Below are 19,002 nucleotides of genomic sequence, written 5' to 3' on the forward strand. Positions count from 1 at the left end.
TGGACGCACCGACGCACGTGATCGGTTCCGCCATCTCTCACTTGTTCTCGGACTCAGTTCGGTCGAACCGTCAACGACGTGGTGGCCCGTGCGCAGTCGTCCTCGAGGACGGCCTCCTCCCCGAGCGTCGACTGGCAACCGATGGCGATCTGAAGATCGTCCTCGACGAAGACGCGCCACCTCACGATCGACTCGTCGTCCGGCGACTCGGTGTACGACAGGGCCACTCGCCCACCGACATCCGTTGCACGCGTGAGGTTTCCGAGAGACGTGTCACCCCCTCTCCGATCGGCCTCGGCGAACAGGTCGTCGGCGACGTCGTCGAACGTCGCACCGGGTGTCAACGGGGTGGTCGCCACCACGATCCGCCGGTCAGGCAGGTCGTCGGGGACCAACACCAGCCGGTCGGGTTCCTCGCGCGCCGACCACGTCGACGGAAGTTCGAGCCGGACACGCCCTACCTCGAAGCCGGTTACCGCAGGTGGGGACGGCGAGGTCGTCGCCGGAACGACAGGCGGTGCTCGGACCGCCGTCGAGCCCACGACCGACGTCGTCGGCGGTGGACGAGGCGTCGAGAGATGTCGAGCCGCAGCGGGTTGGGTCGGTGCAGGCGCGCCGCGCATCAGAACGACGACGAACGCGACGAGAATCACCACGGCGACCGCGATCAACGTAGCCGGAATCGCACCACCGCGTCGACGAACCTCGTCCGACTCCGCCGTCACTTCACTCAACCAGGCAGCCGACCGCACCGGCAACGGAATGTCCGAGATGTAGTCCGCTACCTCGATTTCCGGCACTCGCCCCTCAGGGGAGATACCCGCTCGACCCGCCATGGCACGCACGACGTCACTGCCGTCGAGTCGACGGAGAACGTGAGGCACCGTAACGGAGAGCGGATTCGGCTGCGCCCCAGCGGAATCGACGACGAAGACGTGCACCGGATCTCGGCTCGGCCGGGAGGCGATGGCGGCGGCGACGCGCTCCTCGACCCGTCGCCAGCCCGAGCCGTCGGCCACGAGATCCAGCGCCCCGGTGGTGATCCAGTCTCCGGAAACGGTCGCCGACCCGTCGGCGTCGAGAGTCACTGCACTCACCGCGGAGTCGAGAAGCGCCATCTCGACGACGACCGCGAATTCGGGCGCCCGCTCTCCCACGCTGTGCACGGCCGCGACGGCGGTGTCGACGAGCAGCACCTCGCGAGCGACGGGCTGAGCGGCGAGCCGAACCGTCCGCCGCCGGTGGTGGCCCCACGTCGCCGGACACGATATCTCCAGCACGTCGACGCCGTCCGACGCACCTGCGCTGTGCAAGGCGGCCTTCAGCGTGCCTGCCAGGACCTCCGCGGTCGCGACGGGTGTGACCCCGACGATCGTCACGGGGTCGTCGATCGTGCGCGACAGGTGACACACGGTGTCCGGGTCGTCGAGATCGACAGGGAACGACAGAACCCCGTCGCGCACCACTGCCGACGTCGTATGACGGGTCTCGATCACCTCGTCACCGCGCGCGTGGAGCACCGACATCACACCGTCGCCGAGATGCACTGCGGCGTAACTCCGTTCGCCCCTCACTCGGGTATCCAGGCCAGCTGGACCAACGACTGCCCACGGCGATCGACGAGCGTTCCACGTCCCGGGGGCAGCGGAGTCGGCTTGACCGACCCGATCAGAGCGCCCTCGTCACGGCTTCCACTCATGACGAGACCGGCCGAGACGAGGTCACGCAACCGCGACACCACCTGGTCGTACAGCGACCTCGACGCTCCCCCGGACCGTCTCGCCACGACGAGATGGAAGCCGATGTCTCGCGCGTGCGGAAGGTATTCGACGATTACCGACAACGGATTTCCCGACGGCGTCGCCACCAGGTCGTAGTCGTCGACGACCACGAAGATCTCGGGCCCGGTCCACCACGACCGTTCACGCAGTTCACGCTGCGTCACGTCAGGACCGGGCATGCGGGCAGCCAGCTTGACGGCCAACTCTCCCATCATCGTCGTAAGAACCGAGTGCGACGCAGCGTATCCGGCGAGGTGATCACCGGTCACGGTGCCGAGCATCGTGCGCCGATAGTCGACGAGAATGACCTTGACCTGTGCCGATGTGTTCGCTTCGACGAGCGATGCACACATCGAGCGGAGCAGAGCAGTCTTGCCGCACTCGGTGTCACCGAACATGAGAAAGTGCGGTTGCTCCCCGAAATCGACTGCGACAGGCTTCAACTCGGCCTCGTCGACGCCGATCGGAACGGTGATCTCGGGACGACCACCCCCCTGTCTCGGCCAGCGTCCAGTCAGCATGTCGAGAAGCGCAGCGCGCGAGAGGTTCTCGGGCAACATGCGAACACCGGGCGCCGACATGCCGGTGAAGACACGCGCTACCGCCGTGACCGCGGCCTGGACACCGGCACCGAGATCGACCGTCGCCGATGTGTCGTCGATCCTTGGCAGCGCGGTCAACAGGTGCAAACCGTCCTTCGTGATTCCACGCCCGGGACGGTTCTCGGGGACACGAGCAGCCTTGGCACGCCCGAACTCGGAGTCCGATGCGTCACCGAGTTTCAACTCGATCCGAGTACCGACCAGATCCTTCGTCGCGGGGCGCACCTCGGCCCATCGAGAGGCACTGAGAACAAGGTGCACACCGTACGACAGCCCCTGTGCCGTCAACGCCGCAAGGTCAGGTTCGAGCGATTCGAAATCGGACCTGATGCTCGCCCACCCGTCGACCACCAGGAACACATCGCCGAACCCGTCGTCGGTATCGACCGGACCCCCGGCGCGTCGTCGACGGAAGTCGACCATCGAATCGATTCCCGCTGAACGGAAATGATTTTCGCGACGAGCGATCACCGCGGTCACCTCGGCCACGGTGCGTCTGACACGGTCGACGTCCGTCCTGCCCGCAACCGAACCGACGTGCGGAAGAGCCTGCAGAGCTCCGAGTGTGCCGCCGCCGAAGTCGAGGCAGTAGAACTGCACCTGCTCGGGCGTGTGCGTCAGAGCGAGCGACAGGATCAGCGTTCGAAGAACCGTCGATTTGCCCGACTGCGGGCCGCCGACGACGGCCATGTGTCCCTGTGCCGCGGACAAGTCGACCGTCAGAAGGTCGCGGCGCTGGTCGTACGGACGGTCGACGATGCCGATCGGCACCCGGAGCGACGCGGACGCCGGGGCCGGGCCCGTCAGCACCGAGTCGGGTATCAACCGATCGAGGGTCGGTGGGAGGTCGAGCGGTGGTAACCACACCTCGTGCGCAGCCGATCCTCTACCGCGTATCCGATCCACGACGACGTCGAGCACCGTCCGTCCATTCGCCGCCGGCTCGGGCGTCTGCACGGCAGCAGAAGTGGCGGCCGGCCGTACTGACACCACCTCCTCGTTCCGGAGCCGAACCGGGAATGCGCCGAACACGCGCGGTCGGATGTCGATCGCTGCCCGCCCTGCAGCTCGTTCGGCACCCCGCGGTCGGACGTAGGGCCCCGACACGTACGCCGCCGCGAAACGCACGATCTCCGAGGAATCGCACTTCAGATAGCCGACGCCGGGCTGCGCAGGCAGGTGGTAGGCGTCGGGAACACCGAGTACCGAACGAGACTCGTTGGCGGAGAACGTCTTCAACCCGATCCGGTACGACAGATGGCTGTCGAGACCTCGCAGTTTGCCCTCTTCGAGCCGCTGACTCGCCAGCAACAGATGCATGTGCAGCGATCGCCCGAGACGCCCGACAGCGACGAACAGTTCGGCGAATTCCGGCTGCTGGCCGATCAATTCGGAGAACTCGTCGACGACGATGAACAACGCAGGCAGCGGCGCGAGCGGCGCGCCCGCCGCACGGGCTCTCTCGTAGTCCGACACGTTCGCGTAATTGCCTGCGTCCCGCAGCAATTCCTGACGCCGGTTCATCTCACCGGCGATCGCGTCGCGCATCCGGTCGACGAGCGCCAGATCGTCCGCGAGATTGGTGATCACCGCGGCTACGTGCGGCGCGTCCTCCAACCCGGCGAACGTCGCACCACCCTTGAAGTCGACGAGCACCACGTTGAGCTGATCCGGGCCGTGTCGGGCGACCATGCCGAGCACCAGTGTGCGCAGAAACTCCGATTTCCCCGATCCTGTTGCACCGATGCACAATCCGTGCGGACCCATGCCGTTCTCGGCGGACTCCTTCAGGTCGATCTCGACGGGGCTGCCATCGGGTGCGACGCCGATCGGAACCCGCAACCGGTCACGACCGCGGCGCGGAACCCACGTGCGGTCGGTGTCGAGCACACCGACGTCGGGGATGCCCAACAACCGATGCCACTCCGACATCGATCCCGTGTCGTCCGACCCGTCGTCGGTAGCCGCGTGCGCGGCCGCGGTGCGGTAGGGCGAGAGGCGTCGGGCAACGGTCTCGGCCTGGGCGACGCTCAGTCCGTCCACCGCACCGAAGAGGTCGATGCGGTTGCCGCTGACCGCCCCGATCGTCCCGTTCTCGGTCACCAACCGCAGCCCTCGACCGGCTGCGAGACCCGAGGCGAAGTCGGACAGGTCGACGACGGTGACGGCATCGAGTCCGGTGCGGACGACGTCGGTACCGGAATTGTCGAGCAACCCGCCGTCGACGACGATCACGAGCTGAGGCACCCCGGGTGACGGCGCGGAACCGCGCGCGAAGCGCGTACGCAACGAAAGATGCTCCGCGAGAGACGATTCGAGCTCCAGGAACGATCCGTAGATCGTTCTCGCGGTTCCGACGTCGTCGCGCGCACTGTCGTGTTGGGCGTGCGGCAGCCACTTGGTCCAATCCCAGTACGTCACGGTGTCCGGCCCGCAGACGACGGCGAGGCGTACCTGGTCGGGATCGTGTAAAGTACAGAGCGACGCGAGCATCGCGCGCACCAAAGCGCGCCCGGCATCCCGGTCACCGGCTACCGAGATGGCCGCGAACCCGCGCAGCGACACGGCCGTCGGCAGCGTCGATACCACCGAGTGCGCCCTCACGAATCTCCGCAGCGACACCGCCGACACCGGTTCCAACTCCTCCACCGGGCCCGTCTCGGGTGGGACGAGGCGCGTCGCGAGCCGTTGGTCGCCGGTGCCGAGGCGCACGTGGCAGAAATCCGGGTCCGACGTGCGTCGCTCCCACATGCGAGCGGTTCCCGAGTAGGTCCACAGGACGTCCGGAGACGGATGCGACCACTCCAGTGCTGCGCGTTGGCTTTCCGCGGTCGCGGCGACGTCGCGCCGCAGCCCGTCGAGATAGCGCAGGTAGTCCTTGCGGTCCTCGTTCGCCTCCGCCGTTCGTGCACCGCTCCCGCGGCCGCCACCGGCGACCATTCCGAGCATCGACACCAGCATCATCGCCGGGAACATCAACATCATCGGGTTCGCCGCCATGCCGGAGGTGAACATCAACGCGACCATCCCGACCATGGCGGCGACCATGACGACCGGCATCAGCTTGGTCATCAGGTTGCCCGGGACGACGCGCGGAATCTCCGGCGGCGCCTGCAGCGTCACTTCGCCGCCAGGCGTGCGCGGAACCGGCCGACGCTGCCCGCGCACGAAACGAATCGTGCTCACGTACTACTACTCACGCTGAACGACGCCCCCCACCGTTCGGTATCCCCCGTTACCGCAGACTGCCCGTTCCCAGGCGAGCGGTCTGTTTCCGCGACAGACTAGCCCATGGGCACGTTCTCCGCGAGAGACGAGCTCGGAATAGTTGCACGTACACAGAGGTTGAGAATCGGAGACGACGAGTACCGCAGCGAACGAAAGGTTGGCGTCACCCGATGTCAGTACCACTCTCCATCCTCGACCTGGCCCACATCGGAACCGGCGAGAGCGTCAAGGACAGCTTCGACGCGAGTGTCACGCTCGCGCAACGCGCCGAGGACTGGGGTTACCGTCGAATCTGGTACGCCGAGCACCACAACATGAGCTCGATCGCCTCGTCCGCCACCAGCGTCCTGATCGGACACGTCGCCGCGAACACCAGTCGAATTCGGCTCGGCTCGGGAGGCATCATGCTCCCCAATCACGCACCGTTGACCATCGCCGAACAGTTCGGAACTCTTGCGACGCTGCACCCAGGCCGCATCGACCTCGGACTCGGCCGCGCACCCGGCAGCGACCAGGTGACGATGCGCGCAATGCGTCGTGATCCCGCATCGGCCGATAGATTCCCCCAGGACGTGCAGGAACTCCAGGGCTACCTGTCCGACGAGTCTCGCGTCGCAGGCGTCCGCGCGACGCCGGGTGCGGGTACGCACGTGCCGTTGTACATGCTCGGATCGTCCCTGTTCGGCGCACAGCTCGCGGCGCTCCTCGGCCTGCCGTACGCATTCGCGTCGCACTTCGCTCCCGACGCGCTCGAGCAGGCCGTCGAGATCTACCGTCGTGAGTTCCGACCGTCCGAGCAGCTCGACGCGCCGTACGTCATCGCGGGCGTCAACGTCATCGCGGCCGACACGAACGACGACGCTCAACGGCAGTTCCTCGCCACCAAGCGCAGCCGCGTCAGTTTGCTGCTGGGACGCGGACGCACCTTCACCGACGAGGAAGCCGACATGCTCCTCGACGCGCCCCAGGGCAGGCAGATCATGCAGATGACCAAGTACTCCGCAGTCGGCACGCCCGACGTCGTCAAGGACTACCTGGAGAAGTTCGCCAAGCACGCCGACGCCGACGAACTCATCGTGGCGTCCGGGGTCGTCGAGCGCGAGTCGTGGCTTCGGTCCTACGAACTGCTGGCCGACGTCAGCAATCTTGCGTCCGTCTGACACCCTCCCCGTTGTCGGACCGATGTCGTAGAGTCTGACGCTGCCAGGCACGCCGGTGTCGGCACGACGACCATTCCGGGGGGATTGGATGACGGGGGATCTCGCGCGGTCCGTCGACGGTGACGGCGCGACGCACGCGGCGATGGATCTGTGCAGACTCACCGTCGTCGCGGACTCGACGCAGGTGGACATGGCGTTGCCGACGGATGTGCCGCTCGCGCTGCTTCTTCCGGGCATCGTGGACCTGCTCGGTGGGCAGGCGGACGCTCCCGCGGCCGCTCGGCAGACGCCGTTGGTGCTCGGGCGCGTGGGCAGTCCGCCGCTACCCGGCACGCGCACTCTCCACGAGTCCGGCGTCCGCGACGGCGAGCTTCTCGTTCTCTGTGACGCCGAATCTCCCGCTCCCGCACCGCTCTTCGACGATTTGATGTATGCGGTCGCGACGACGGGCACGGACCCCGGGTCGCTCTGGACACCGCGCACGGCACGGACCGTCGGATTCGCGGTGAGTGCCGTCGCACTGCTGCTCGGATGCGTAGGCGTGGTCTCGGACGCGCTCCGCGAAAGCACCTCGGACACAGCGGCCGGCGCGTTCGCCGCCGCGACCACTGCGTTCGTCTTTCTCGTGGCGGGCTCGGTCTGGAGCCGGATCGGACCGGATTCACGCACGGGCGTGTTCGTGTCGGCGTGTTCGGCGTTGCTGGCCGGGACTGCAGGCATCCTGTTCGTACCGTTGCCCCTCGGCGCTCCACACCTACTGCTGAGCGCCTCCGCAGTCGGAGTCGTCGCAATTCTCGCGCTCCGCCTCGGTGGGCAGGGCTCGGCGCTGTTCACGGGCACAGCGGTGGCGTCGTGTGCTGCCGCAGCGGCGGCCGCGGTGACGGAGTTCACCGAGCTACCCGTCACTACCGTCGGAGGCGGTACCGGCGTTCTCGCCCTGGCCGGTCTGACGTTCGCTCCACGTCTGTCGATGATGCAGGCTCGGATCCCGCTTCCGCCGGTACCCACCGCGGGCGCTCCGCTCGACGCACACGACGAGGACGACTCTCCCTCGTACGACAACCTGGACACCGCAGCCGCCGACGCGCGCAGCTACCTGACGGGGCTCGTGTGCGCGGGCGCCGCGACAACCGCAGTCGGAGTCCTCGTCGCCGCAGTCGCAGGCGGATCCGACACCTATTGGCCGGGAATCACTTTGGCGCTGCTGACGGCGTTGGTACTCGTCCTACGCGGTCGCACCTTCGCGGAACTGAATCAGGCGGTGCCGCTCGTCGCGGCCGGGGCAACCATCGCCCTCGGTTTGCTCTGCGCCGCCATCGTGCGACTACCGTCGTCGTCGTTGGTCACCTTGTCGGCTTCGACCGCCATCGCGGTCGTCGCGCTGGTGTTCGGCTCGATCGTCCCGACGCGCGAGTACTCACCCGTCCTGCGCCGCACCGCCGAGCTGATCGAGTACGCGGCGATCGCCGGAATCGTGCCGGTCGCATGCTGGGTGTGCGGGCTGTACTCGGCCATGCGCGCGCTGTGACGACGCAGCTTCTCCGCGTCGGATGCCTGCTCGGCGCCGTCGTGGTCCTGACTGCAGCGGGTCCCGGTGTCGGCGTCTCGGGCGCCGAGAGACCCGTCGTCGACGCGTCGCTACTACCTGAGCCCGCACCGCCGATGCCGCCGGATCCGACCGAGCAACGCAACGCCTGCGTCCCGGTCACGTCGGTCGCCGACGGTCCCGCAGTTCCCGACGCGCAGCGCGCCCTCGATTTCGGTGCAGTCTGGCCGATCACCCGTGGCGCCGGACAACTGGTGGCCGTCATCGACACCGGCGTCACACCGCACCCCAGACTGCCCGGTCTGCGTCCTGGAGGCGATTACGTCCACACCGGTGACGGCCTGTCCGACTGCGACGCTCACGGCACCCTCGTCGCCGGCCTCATCGCCGCGCAGACCGTCCCGGGCAGCGGATTCGCCGGCGGGGCGCCCGACGCCCAGATCGTCTCGATACGGCAGTCCAGCAATGCCTTTCAGAAGGAGCGAACGCCGGAGGAGGAAGAGCAGTCGCCGGTGGAGAATGCTGCCGGGTACGGCAACGTGATGACGATGGCACGAGCGGTGCGAACCGCAGCAGACCTCGGTGCGACGGTCATCAACATCTCGGAAGTCGCCTGCGTACCGGCCTCGGGCGGTATTGCCGACGGTCCGCTGGGCGCCGCGATCGACTATGCGGCACGGATCAAGAACGTCGTGATCGTGGCGGCGGCAGGCAACATCGGGGGCGGCGGCGAGGGACAGTGCAGCGCACAGAATCCGCTGCCCGACCCCACAGATCCCTATGCGGATCAATGGAATCGAACGGCGACGATCGCGACACCGGCATGGTTCGACGATCAGGTGCTCACCGTCGGCTCGGTCGACCCCGACGGATACCCTTCGGGCTTCACACTGGCCGGACCGTGGGTCGACGTCGCGGCACCGGGCACCGGTATGACGTCGCTGTCACCGAGCGGAAACGGTCTGACCGACGGCACCGTCGACAACCAGGGGAACGCGCGTCCGATCCAGGGCACCAGCTTCGCGGCTCCCTTGGTCGCCGCCACTGCCGCCCTCGTCCGCGCACATCGACCCGATCTTTCGGCCGCACAGGTGATCGAACGTATCGAGGCGACTGCCCATCAGCCGGCCGAGGGGTGGAACCCGTTGGTGGGCAACGGCGTCGTCGATCCTGTTGCGGCTGTCACGGGACAGGTCGACGGAATGCCCGCTATCTCGGCGGCCGCGCCGGTGCCCGTTCCCGCACCGGTCGTACCCGTCCCACCCGATCCACGTCCGCGATCCGCGGCGCTGTGGGGAACCGCTGCCGTGGGCGTGCTGCTCGCGCTCGGCCTCGGTGTCGCGGTCCCCCTCCGGGCACAGCGAGGGCCCGTCAATTCGACGGCAACGCAGCGGCGTTCGGCGGCGGATCGACGCCGTCGTGGGCCGTGAGAGCTGCCGCGCGACTCAACGTCGGCCCGGGTCCGAGAAGTTCGACCATCTGCCACGGTGCCGGGACCGGTTCGTCGAGACCGAGAGCCTTCGCGGACTCCGCATCCGGCACCCCGAATCTGACACCGGTGTCGGCCACGAAGAACGACGAGTCCTGGCGTGTGCTGTTCGCGCCGATTCCCGTCGTTCGCACGAACCGCCCGCTACCAGGAGTCAGAAAGACGGCGTCGGCTGCGGGTCCGCCGCCGTCCGCCTGAGCGAGTCGGACCGGCGCGGCCCGAGCGTCGAGCGGCAACGCACTACCGGACGACGTGACGATACGTGCCGTGGGCCCGCCGTCGGCGGCGGTCAGGGGACGCCACGTCACGCACCCGACCGGCGCGGACGAGGTATCGACGAGAGTGGGCGCTGCGGCCGGAAAGGTCTGGACGGCAAGGTCGGTCACAGTCGGGGCGTCGAACAGCACGTCCGGCAGGACTGCGTCGATCTGCTGGTTGCCTTGAGAATCGGCGAACACGATCAGCTGCGCTGTCGCCTCCGAGATCGCCTGAATTCCGTTCTCCAGCACCACATAGTAGGCGACATTCACCCCGGTGACCTTGACGACGGACCCGATCGTCTTGCCTGCCATCGGATAGTGGGGCAACTCCCCTGCACGAGGAATGAACGGTGGCGTGATCGCGGGAACGACCGGAACCGCATCGGCCACACCCGGACTGACCGGCGACGCGACAGCGTCGTCCAGTCCCAGCGCGCGAACCACGGCTCGGTCTCCGAGATCGATGCGGGCGCGGCCGCCGCCGTACACGAGGTACGTGCCGTCGAGCGTCGACCACAGAAGGGCCTCATCGTCTCGTAGAGGCTCGATGTCGTTGCCGTACACCGGGTCCCCGACCACGACCGTCGTTTCCGAGACGCTTCCGGTAGCGCCGAGCGTGTCACACACCGTCCACGCACCCGCGGCCGCGTCGTCCTGCGGCAGCGCCGACGGCGCACCCGGAATACCGACGAGCGAACCACGGGGTCTACCAGCGAGTTCGGATTCCTTCACGATCGTCGGCGTCTCGGGGCGCCCGACGACCAGTCGCGCCGACGCCAGATTCAGCACCGGATGGAACACGTCGTCGACTCGCACGAACATAGCGCCCGAATCCTTCGCCACCACGACGGACGCGTCGCCGATCTTGTCCTGCGGACGAAGCAACGCCAAGGCCGCGCATCCCGCGAGACCGATGCAGGCGATGACCAATCCGACCGACAGTGCCCGGGACTGAGACCGCATCGGATCGTGCAACATACGAACATCTCGGCGGACCAGCGCGTGTTCCATCCGTCGGACCAGAAAGCGGTATCCGCCCACCTGCCATTTCGTTGTCGGCGTCGCCGCCACGAGCCCTCCCCTGCGCCGTGTCCGACCCGACCCCCCGAGCCGTTCCTCGGCCGACACAGTACAGTCCCAGGAACGAGTGGGCGATGCCCTTCTCGTCAGCTGAGCCTTCGGGGGGAGGATTCGATCTGTGATGTCCACGTCTCCACGTCGACGCACGGCGTCGGTCGACCAGGTGATCGCACTTCGGATGCCAGGGCTTGCCCGCGTGGTGTGGACCGAATCGGTTCTGGCGTTCGCCGCGCTCGGAGCTGTCAGCCTCGGCACGTCGCTCACCGTCGTGATCTCGGGTGCTGCCGTCGTCGCCGTCCTCCCGTTCGTCGCGGTGGCCGGTCGCGGCGTGTTCGACTGGCTGTGGACCGTCGGGCGGTACGCGACGGGACGCACCCCGGAACTCGGGGTCGTCACCGACCGCACCGAGGCCGACGGCCGATCCTTCGGTGTGCACTGGCACGCCGGACGGGTGACGTCGGTGCTGGAGTTGCTCCCGCCCCGCGGCGCTGTCACAAGGCTCGGACGATCCGAGGCCCACACCGAATCCTTCGTCGACCTCGCCGCCCTCGCCGAATGTCTACGGCAACACGACATCTCACTCAGCGGCATCGACGTCGTGGCGCACGGGACGCGGACTGCGTCGGGATCACCTGCCGCCGACGTGTACGAGCACCTCATCGGCCCGCTTCCCGCAGTTGCATCGCGACGCGTCTGGGTGGCCGTATCGCTGGACATCGCGTCGAATCGACGTGCGATCGACGCGCGCGGTGGAGGTCGAACGGGGGTCGCGCGGACGGTCGGAATCGCCACAGAACGCGTCGCACGTGCACTCGCCGCCGGCGGGACCGCCTCGCGGACGCTGACCGGTACCGACATCACGACCCTCGCGTCGACGCTCCTGCGCGGCGTCCACGCCGACGAACTGACCGAGAACTGGTCGAGTGCACCACTTCCCGGCGTCTCGAACACAGGATTCGGATTCGACTGTCGCCGTGTCGACTCGGCAGTTCTGGCCGACGTCTGGGCAACTCCCTCGCTCGGCACGACCGTCGCACTTCGACTGACACCTGGATCGTCGCCCGGCCTGGTGCGTGTCGACGGCGAATGCCGCTTCCTGTCGCGAGGGACTCGACCCGCGCCGAGAATCCCGGGTGTCGTGCCCATGAACGGCCGTCATCGCGAAGCGTTGTCGACGTCGTTACCGCTCGGAATCGCCGCGCCCGGTCACGCGGAACCCGTCCGAGAAATGGCCGTCGCCCGGATCGCGACGTTGCGCATTCCCATCAGCGGATGCGGTCAGCTGTTGGGTTCGGACGCGTCGGGACACGGGTTGGCGATGCGTCTGCACGGACCCGATCTCGCGACGGTTCTGATCGCCGGAGAGCTGTATCTGGCACAGCAGTTGGTCTTTCGCGCGGTCGCCACCGGCGCACGAGTCCTCATCCGAACGGATCGGGCGAACGCGTGGGCGCCGTTGATCGACTCGGTGGCGTCGCCCGATCGCCTGCACGTCGAGAGTGGGACGCTTCGCACCGACACACGTTTCGACGTCGTACTGCACGATCACGCCGATGCCGTGTTCCCCAGCGGCCGACGTTCCGACGGGGCGACGACGATAATCCTCACCGAACACCTCCCGCGCACACCGATGCCCGACCCCGACCTGAGCATCGTGCAACCAGGCGCGGCAGGCGACCGACTGTTCGTGCGGACCGGTACCTCCGAAACCGAACTGATCCTGGTCACGATCTCGCAGGAAACCGCGTTCATCGGCCGACCGCGCACCGTCCGACCGACCCCGGTGGATCAGCCCGGATAAGGATGCTCGACGCGTATCGCCCTCGCCGCCGTTGCCCACCAACGCACTTGCTCGAGCATGGTCGCCGACGCATCCAACGCCACCGCGTCCGTCGTACGGCCGTGCGCGTCGAACGCCTTCTTGACCCGATGAAATCCGACACTCGTCCGCACCGACACCATGTGCAGTTCGGCCACGACCTGTCGCAACTGTTCGGTGGCCCGCAGTCCTCCGGCCATCCCGCCGTAGGACACGAAACCGATCGGCTTGCCACGCCACTCATACTTGACGCTGTCCAGGGCAGTCTTCAGAGATGCCGGGTAGCCATGATTGTATTCGGGCGTCACCACCACGAACGCATCGGCAGCATCGATCGCTGCGGCGAATTTCTCACCTGCCGCCGATGAACGCAGATCGACCGGTAGGTCGAAGTCGCGCAGATCCAGTGTCGTGGCAGCGAATCCGGGCGTTTCGGCGACGCGACCGAGGAACCAGTCCGCAACCACCGGACCCACCCGTTCGGGCCGGACACTGGCCACGATGACCGCCAACTTCACCGGATCCTCGTTCGTCACCACACCCATCAGCTTAGGCCGCTGTCAGCAGCACCCTGTCACGCTCGGCGGTATGTCCCCGCGAACCTCGCGCGTCGCCACGTTCCGTGCCGCCAGGTCCGCGGCCGCAGGGTAATCCACACGCACGAGCGACAATCCGTGCGCGGGCGCCACGGTCACCGCACTCGAACGGTCGCGCGTCTCCAGCAATCCAGCCGTCCATTCCGGTGTCCGACGGCCCTCTCCGACCGCCTGCATCGCACCGACCAGGCTTCGGACCATCGACCAGCAGAAGGCGTCGGCGCTCACGTAGGCGGTCACCCGGTCTCCGACGCGTTCCCAGTCGAACCGTTGCAGTTCACGCACGGTCGTCGCGCCGTCGCGACGCTTGCAGAACGCGGCGAAGTCGTGCAAGCCGAGCAGGCGGGACGACGCGTCGCGCACGGCGTCGAGATCGATGTCGCGCGGCCAGGACACGACGCCGCGCACGTCCAGCGGATCGACGCCGTATCGCGCTGTGCTGAAACGGTATTCGTAGTGGCGTCGCAGAGCCGAGAAGCGGGCGTCGAAGTCGGAGGACACAGCGGTCACTGCGGTCACACGAACGTCCGTCGGCAGGAATCTGGCCATCCGTCGTACGAGACGATCAGGCTCGTCGATGACGGCGGTGGAGTCGAAGTGGGCAACCTGCCCGCTCGCATGCACGCCGGCGTCGGTGCGACCCGCGACGGTCAGCTCGATCGTCTGGCGCAGCACGGTCGAGAAGGCTTCTTCGAGAACGCCGCACACCGTGCGGATTCCAGGTTGACGTGCCCAGCCCGAGAAGTCGGTGCCGTCGTAGGAGACGTCGAGCCGATACCTGTGGGGAACCGAAAAAGCGGACCCGCCGTCCCCTGTGGGAACGACGGGTCCGCTTCGGTCTTGCTCCGAAACCAAGAGGACTAGTCCTTCTTGGCGTCTTCTGCCTCGGACGCGTCCGCTGCGTGAGCGTCCTTGTCCTCGATGCCGTCGACGACTGCGTCGGCGTTCTCGACCTGGGCGTCGGTCGCGTCGGCTTCGACAGCCTCGACGACGTTCTCCTCGGCGGGTGCCTCGGCAGCGGCCGGTGCAGCCTGCGACGCCTTCACGCGGCGAGCGCGATCGGCTTCGTTGGACACCGTCTGCTCGTTGACGAGCTCGATGATGGCCATCGGCGAGTTGTCGCCCTTGCGGGGGACGGTCTTGATGATGCGCGTGTAGCCACCGTCGCGATCGGCGAAGAACGGACCGATCTCGGCGAAGAGCTTGTGCACGACATCTTTGTTGTTGATGACCTTGAGGACCTCGCGACGATGCGCCAGGTCACCCTTCTTGGCGTGGGTCACCAGCTTCTCGGCGTGGGGACGAAGGCGCTTGGCCTTCGACTCGGTCGTGGTGATGCGTCCGTGCTCGAAGAGTGCCGTCGCCAGGTTGGCCAGGATGGCCTTCTGGTGCGACGCCGACCCGCCGAGACGGCGGCCCTTGGTGGGCTTGGGCATGATGAATCTCCTAGTAAGAGCTCCCGCGAGAGCTGATTACAGCTGTTCTGTCTCGGCGTAGTCCTGCTCGGTTCCCTCGGTGTCCGAGAAGGAACCGGCGTCGGTGTCGCTCCACGTTCCCGTGGTGGCGTCGTATCCGGGCACGGTGGTCGGATCGAAGGACGCGGGGCTGTCCTTGAGGGAGAGGCCCAGCGAATGCAGCTTGACCTTGACCTCGTCGATGGACTTCTGTCCGAAGTTACGGATGTCCAGCAGATCGGACTCGGTACGACCAACCAACTCGCCGACGGTGTGAACACCCTCGCGCTTGAGGCAGTTGTAGGAACGGACCGTCAGGTCCAGATCCTCGATGGGGAGTCCGAAGGAAGCGATGTGATCGGCCTCGGCGGGCGAGGGTCCGATCTCGATTCCTTCTGCTTCGACGTTCAGCTCACGGGCAAGGCCGAAGAGCTCAACCAGGGTCTTGCCCGCCGAAGCGAGCGCGTCCCGCGCGGTGATGGAGTTCTTGGTCTCCACGTCGAGAACGAGCCGATCGAAGTCGGTGCGCTGTTCGACGCGGGTGGCCTCCACCTTGTAGGTGACCTTGAGGACCGGCGAGTAGATCGAGTCGACCGGGATACGGCCGATCTCTGCGCCGGACGCCTTGTTCTGAACGGCAGGGACGTAGCCGCGACCGCGCTCGACGACGAGCTCGATCTCCAGCTTGCCCTTGTCGTTCAGGGTCGCGATGTGCAGATCCGGGTTGTTCACCGTGACGCCGGCCGGGGGAACGATGTCGCCTGCGGTAACAGCGCCGGGGCCCTGCTTGCGGACGTACATGGTGACCGGCTCGTCCTCTTCGGAGCTCACGACGAGTCCCTTGAGGTTCAGGATGATGTCGGTGACGTCTTCCTTGACTCCGGGAACGGTGGTGAACTCGTGGAGAACGCCGTCGATACGGATGCTGGTGACAGCAGCGCCGGGGATCGACGACAGCAGGGTACGGCGGAGCGAGTTGCCGAGGGTGTAACCGAAGCCAGGCTCGAGCGGCTCGATGACGAACTTCGAGCGGTTGTCGGCGATGACCTCTTCGGTCAACGTCGGGCGCTGTGAAATGAGCATTGTTTCTTCCTCCTGTACGGACGTCCGCTATTTGACGCCCACGTGTGGAGGCGAGAACGCCTGCGGATGAATACGACACCCGCAGGCGTGCTGCGCCTTACTTCGAGTAGTACTCGACGATGAGCTGCTCCTGGAGCGGCACATCGATCTGTGCGCGCTCCGGTACCCGGTGAACCAGGATCCGCAGGCGGTTCGGGACGACCTGCAGCCACGAGGCAACGGGACGTTCGCCGACCGTCTCACGGGCGACCTGGAACGGAAGCGTGGACAGCGACTTCTCGCGGACATCGATGATGTCGTACTGCGAGACGCGGTAGCTGGGGATGTCCACTCGCTGGTTGTTCACGAGGAAGTGCCCGTGGGTGACCAGCTGACGTGCCTGACGACGCGTGCGTGCGAGTCCGGCGCGGTAGACGACGTTGTCGAGACGCGTCTCGAGGATCGTCAACAAGTTCTCACCGGTCTTGCCGGGACGCTTGTTGGCTTCCTTGTAGTAGAGACGGAACTGCTTCTCCATGACGCCGTAGGTGAAGCGAGCCTTCTGCTTCTCCTGCAGCTGGAGCAGGTACTCGCTCTCCTTGATCCGCGCGCGGCCGTGCTGGCCGGGCGGGTAAGGACGACGCTCGAACGCCTGGTCGCCTCCAACGAGGTCGACGCGCAGACGACGCGACTTGCGGGTAGCGGGACCGGTATAACGTGCCATTTTCTAAACCTTTCCTTCCCGCTAGACCCGACGCCGCTTCGGCGGACGGCAGCCGTTGTGCGGCTGGGGGGTGACATCGGAGATGGTGCCGACCTCGAGGCCAGCAGCCTGAAGCGAGCGGATCGCGGTCTCACGGCCGGAGCCGGGACCCTTGACGAACACGTCGACCTTCTTGACGCCGTGCTCCTGTGCCTTGCGCGCAGCGTTCTCGGCCGCGAGCTGAGCAGCGAACGGAGTCGACTTGCGCGAGCCCTTGAAGCCCACGTGGCCCGACGACGCCCACGAGATGACATTGCCCGACGGGTCGGTGATCGACACGATCGTGTTGTTGAACGTGCTCTTGATGTGTGCAGATCCGTGCGGGACGTTCTTCTTGTCCCTGCGACGCGCCTTCTGCGTCTTCTTCGGACCGGTACCGCGTGCTTTGGGGGGCATTACTTCGCCTTCTTCTTGCCGGCAATGGTGCGCTTCGGTCCCTTACGGGTGCGCGCATTGGTCTTGGTGCGCTGTCCACGGACGGGCAGACCACGACGGTGGCGAAGGCCCTGGTAGCAGCCGATTTCGATCTTGCGACGGATGTCGGCCTGAACCTCGCGGCGCAGGTCGCCCTCGACCTTGAGGGACTCCTCGATGTACTCGCGGAGCTTCGTCAGATCTTCGTCGGACAGATCCTTGCTGCGCAGGTCCGGGCTGATGCCGGTTGCGTCGAGGATCTCCTTCGAGCGGGTACGGCCGATGCCGTAGATGTAAGTCAGTGCGATCTCCATGCGCTTTTCGCGCGGCAGATCCACACCTGCGAGACGTGCCATGTGGCAATCCTTATCTTGTTCCGGAGGTCTGCTCCCAGTCCGTCCCCTGTGCCTCTGTACTGCTGGGAACCGAAATTCCCTCGAACTCAGTGGGGCCCCGGCCTCCGTGCCGGGGGTATGCCGTGACGCGTATGTCGCGGTTGGTGCTGGGAGGTCTTCTTCTAGCTATGTGCCAAGCAGAAACGCGAATGCTCGGTGGTTATCCCTGACGCTGCTTGTGACGCAGGTTGTCGCAGATGACCATGACTCGCCCGTTACGACGAATCACCTTGCACTTCTCGCAGATCTTCTTGACGCTCGGCTGAACCTTCACGTCGCTGATCTCCTGTGTTCTGCCCACGCGCGCCGAATTGCACGGCACCGCCGCGAGCATGGTTCTCTCCGACCGGGTCTGGCCGAAGAAGCTTTTTACTTGTAGCGGTAAACGATGCGCCCACGCGTGAGGTCGTACGGAGAGAGCTCCACTACGACGCGATCCTCGGGGAGGATGCGAATGTAGTGCTGGCGCATCTTTCCGCTGATGTGTGCGAGCACCTTGTGGCCGTTCTCCAGCTCAATGCGAAACATCGCATTGGGCAGGGGTTCGACGACCCGGCCCTCGACCTCGATGGCACCGTCTTTCTTAGCCATATCCTCCGCGTCCCTGGCTTCACGCCTGGTTGATTGCATCTGTTTCCGTTACCGTGATGCTCACTGCCCGGTCGCACGACCGCCGGCTCACGCAGGCATGCGGACAACCGGTACGCAGAGCGCACCGCCGACCTATGCTACCGGCAAACTCCCACCAGGCCAAATGAGCCTCCAGCGGGGATGGCAAGCTACGGGGATGCGCGCGCTGATTCAACGGGTGACATCCGCATCGGTCCAGGTAGACGGCTCTGTGGTCGGCGCCTTGGACCTCGCCGACGGCAGGCAGGGGTTGGTCGTGCTCGTCGGAGCAACACACACCGACACCGTGGAGTCGAGCGACGCTCTCGCCGAGAAGATCTGGAAAATGCGAATTCTCGACGACGAGAAAGCGGCTTCGGACGTCGGTGCTCCCCTACTGGTGATCAGTCAGTTCACGCTGTACGCCAACACCGCCAAGGGCCGGCGACCGTCATGGAACCAGGCCGCGCCCGGGACGGTCGCCGAACCACTCGTCCAACGGGTGGTCGATCGCCTTCGCGAACTCGGAGCCATCGTCGAGACCGGGACGTTCGGGGCTCACATGAAGGTGGCGCTCGTCAACGACGGTCCGGTGACCATTTCGGTCGAGCTCTGACAGACCGGATGTCACCCTCGCTCACCCCGCCCGCACCGAGGGCGTCCCTCGGTCACTCGGAGTGACAGAATGCGTCCCTCGCTCACCCCGCCCGCACCGAGAGCGTCCCTCGGTCACTCGGAGTGACC

Annotated in this window: 17 protein-coding genes; 5 read left to right on the forward strand and 12 right to left on the reverse strand. The window is 66.5% G+C overall.

From position 1 onward, the window contains the following. Window positions 1-53: 53 nt before the first annotated feature. Entirely contained in the window at window positions 54-1,574 is a 1,521-nt protein-coding gene (locus HQ354_RS25855; protein ID WP_068432230.1) for a type VII secretion-associated protein, read from the reverse strand. Further along, window positions 1,571-5,569, reverse strand: a complete 3,999-nt coding sequence (gene eccCa, locus HQ354_RS04485) for a type VII secretion protein EccCa (RefSeq protein WP_222634249.1) — start codon at window positions 5,567-5,569, stop codon at window positions 1,571-1,573. Before eccCa ends, HQ354_RS25855 begins: the two co-directional genes overlap by 4 nt. A gap of 212 nt (window positions 5,570-5,781) precedes the next feature. Between eccCa and HQ354_RS04490 the strand changes: the two genes are divergently transcribed. The 3 genes from HQ354_RS04490 (at window position 5,782) to mycP (ending at window position 9,747) form a co-directional block, all read left to right on the forward strand. After that, window positions 5,782-6,771, forward strand: a complete 990-nt coding sequence (locus tag HQ354_RS04490; RefSeq protein WP_222634250.1) for an LLM class flavin-dependent oxidoreductase — start codon at window positions 5,782-5,784, stop codon at window positions 6,769-6,771. Between the two features lie 88 nt (window positions 6,772-6,859). Further along, a complete protein-coding gene (gene eccD, locus HQ354_RS04495; RefSeq protein WP_222634251.1) occupies window positions 6,860-8,299 on the forward strand; it encodes a type VII secretion integral membrane protein EccD in 1,440 nt (479 codons plus the stop codon). Further along, window positions 8,296-9,747, forward strand: coding sequence for a type VII secretion-associated serine protease mycosin (gene mycP / locus HQ354_RS04500; protein WP_308115127.1), 1,452 nt, complete (start codon window positions 8,296-8,298; stop codon window positions 9,745-9,747). Before eccD ends, mycP begins: the two co-directional genes overlap by 4 nt. Here mycP and eccB read toward each other — a convergent pair. After that, a complete protein-coding gene (gene eccB, locus HQ354_RS04505) occupies window positions 9,689-11,137 on the reverse strand; it encodes a type VII secretion protein EccB (protein WP_222634253.1) in 1,449 nt (482 codons plus the stop codon). The two genes, mycP and eccB, sit on opposite strands and share 59 nt — an antisense overlap. Window positions 11,138-11,267: 130 nt before the next feature. On the opposite strand from eccB, the gene eccE reads away from it, so the two are divergent. Beyond that, window positions 11,268-12,947 carry a type VII secretion protein EccE gene (gene eccE / locus HQ354_RS04510; RefSeq protein ID WP_261768484.1) on the forward strand — a complete coding sequence of 560 codons (1,680 nt, stop codon included), beginning with the start codon at window positions 11,268-11,270 and terminating at the stop codon, window positions 12,945-12,947. Here the strand turns inward: eccE and HQ354_RS04515 are convergent. The 9 genes from HQ354_RS04515 to infA form a co-directional block, all read right to left on the reverse strand. After that, on the reverse strand, window positions 12,935-13,501 hold the full coding sequence (locus HQ354_RS04515; RefSeq protein WP_114331923.1) for an NADPH-dependent FMN reductase: 567 nt from the start codon (window positions 13,499-13,501) through the stop codon (window positions 12,935-12,937). The genes eccE and HQ354_RS04515 overlap by 13 nt on opposite strands. A 24-nt stretch (window positions 13,502-13,525) precedes the next feature. After that, window positions 13,526-14,416 carry a tRNA pseudouridine(38-40) synthase TruA gene (gene truA, locus HQ354_RS04520; RefSeq protein ID WP_068432250.1) on the reverse strand — a complete coding sequence of 297 codons (891 nt, stop codon included), beginning with the start codon at window positions 14,414-14,416 and terminating at the stop codon, window positions 13,526-13,528. Window positions 14,417-14,421: 5 nt separating this feature from the next. Beyond that, window positions 14,422-14,997 (reverse strand): 50S ribosomal protein L17, encoded by a 576-nt coding sequence (gene rplQ / locus HQ354_RS04525; RefSeq protein ID WP_068432253.1) that lies wholly within the window; start codon window positions 14,995-14,997, stop codon window positions 14,422-14,424. A gap of 36 nt (window positions 14,998-15,033) precedes the next feature. Further along, window positions 15,034-16,098: a DNA-directed RNA polymerase subunit alpha gene (locus HQ354_RS04530; RefSeq protein WP_114331908.1), complete on the reverse strand. Its 1,065-nt coding sequence runs from the start codon at window positions 16,096-16,098 to the stop codon at window positions 15,034-15,036. A gap of 97 nt (window positions 16,099-16,195) precedes the next feature. Further along, on the reverse strand, window positions 16,196-16,801 hold the full coding sequence (gene rpsD, locus HQ354_RS04535; protein ID WP_068432259.1) for a 30S ribosomal protein S4: 606 nt from the start codon (window positions 16,799-16,801) through the stop codon (window positions 16,196-16,198). Window positions 16,802-16,822: 21 nt separating this feature from the next. Continuing rightward, window positions 16,823-17,236, reverse strand: coding sequence for a 30S ribosomal protein S11 (gene rpsK / locus HQ354_RS04540; protein WP_068432262.1), 414 nt, complete (start codon window positions 17,234-17,236; stop codon window positions 16,823-16,825). Next, a complete protein-coding gene (gene rpsM / locus HQ354_RS04545) occupies window positions 17,236-17,610 on the reverse strand; it encodes a 30S ribosomal protein S13 (RefSeq protein ID WP_068432265.1) in 375 nt (124 codons plus the stop codon). The genes rpsK and rpsM overlap by 1 nt, the downstream gene beginning before the upstream one ends. Before the next feature lie 199 nt (window positions 17,611-17,809). Then, a complete protein-coding gene (gene rpmJ, locus HQ354_RS04550; RefSeq protein ID WP_025347279.1) occupies window positions 17,810-17,923 on the reverse strand; it encodes a 50S ribosomal protein L36 in 114 nt (37 codons plus the stop codon). A gap of 95 nt (window positions 17,924-18,018) precedes the next feature. Then, window positions 18,019-18,240: a translation initiation factor IF-1 gene (gene infA / locus HQ354_RS04555; RefSeq protein ID WP_005140011.1), complete on the reverse strand. Its 222-nt coding sequence runs from the start codon at window positions 18,238-18,240 to the stop codon at window positions 18,019-18,021. Between the two features lie 196 nt (window positions 18,241-18,436). Here infA and dtd point away from each other — a divergent pair, with 196 nt between their 5' ends. After that, a complete protein-coding gene (gene dtd, locus HQ354_RS04560) occupies window positions 18,437-18,874 on the forward strand; it encodes a D-aminoacyl-tRNA deacylase (protein WP_222634254.1) in 438 nt (145 codons plus the stop codon). Window positions 18,875-19,002 lie beyond the last annotated feature (128 nt).

The sequence above is a fragment of the Rhodococcus sp. BP-261 genome (genome assembly GCF_019835205.1).
GTDB classification, from domain to species: domain Bacteria; phylum Actinomycetota; class Actinomycetes; order Mycobacteriales; family Mycobacteriaceae; genus Rhodococcoides; species Rhodococcoides kyotonensis_B.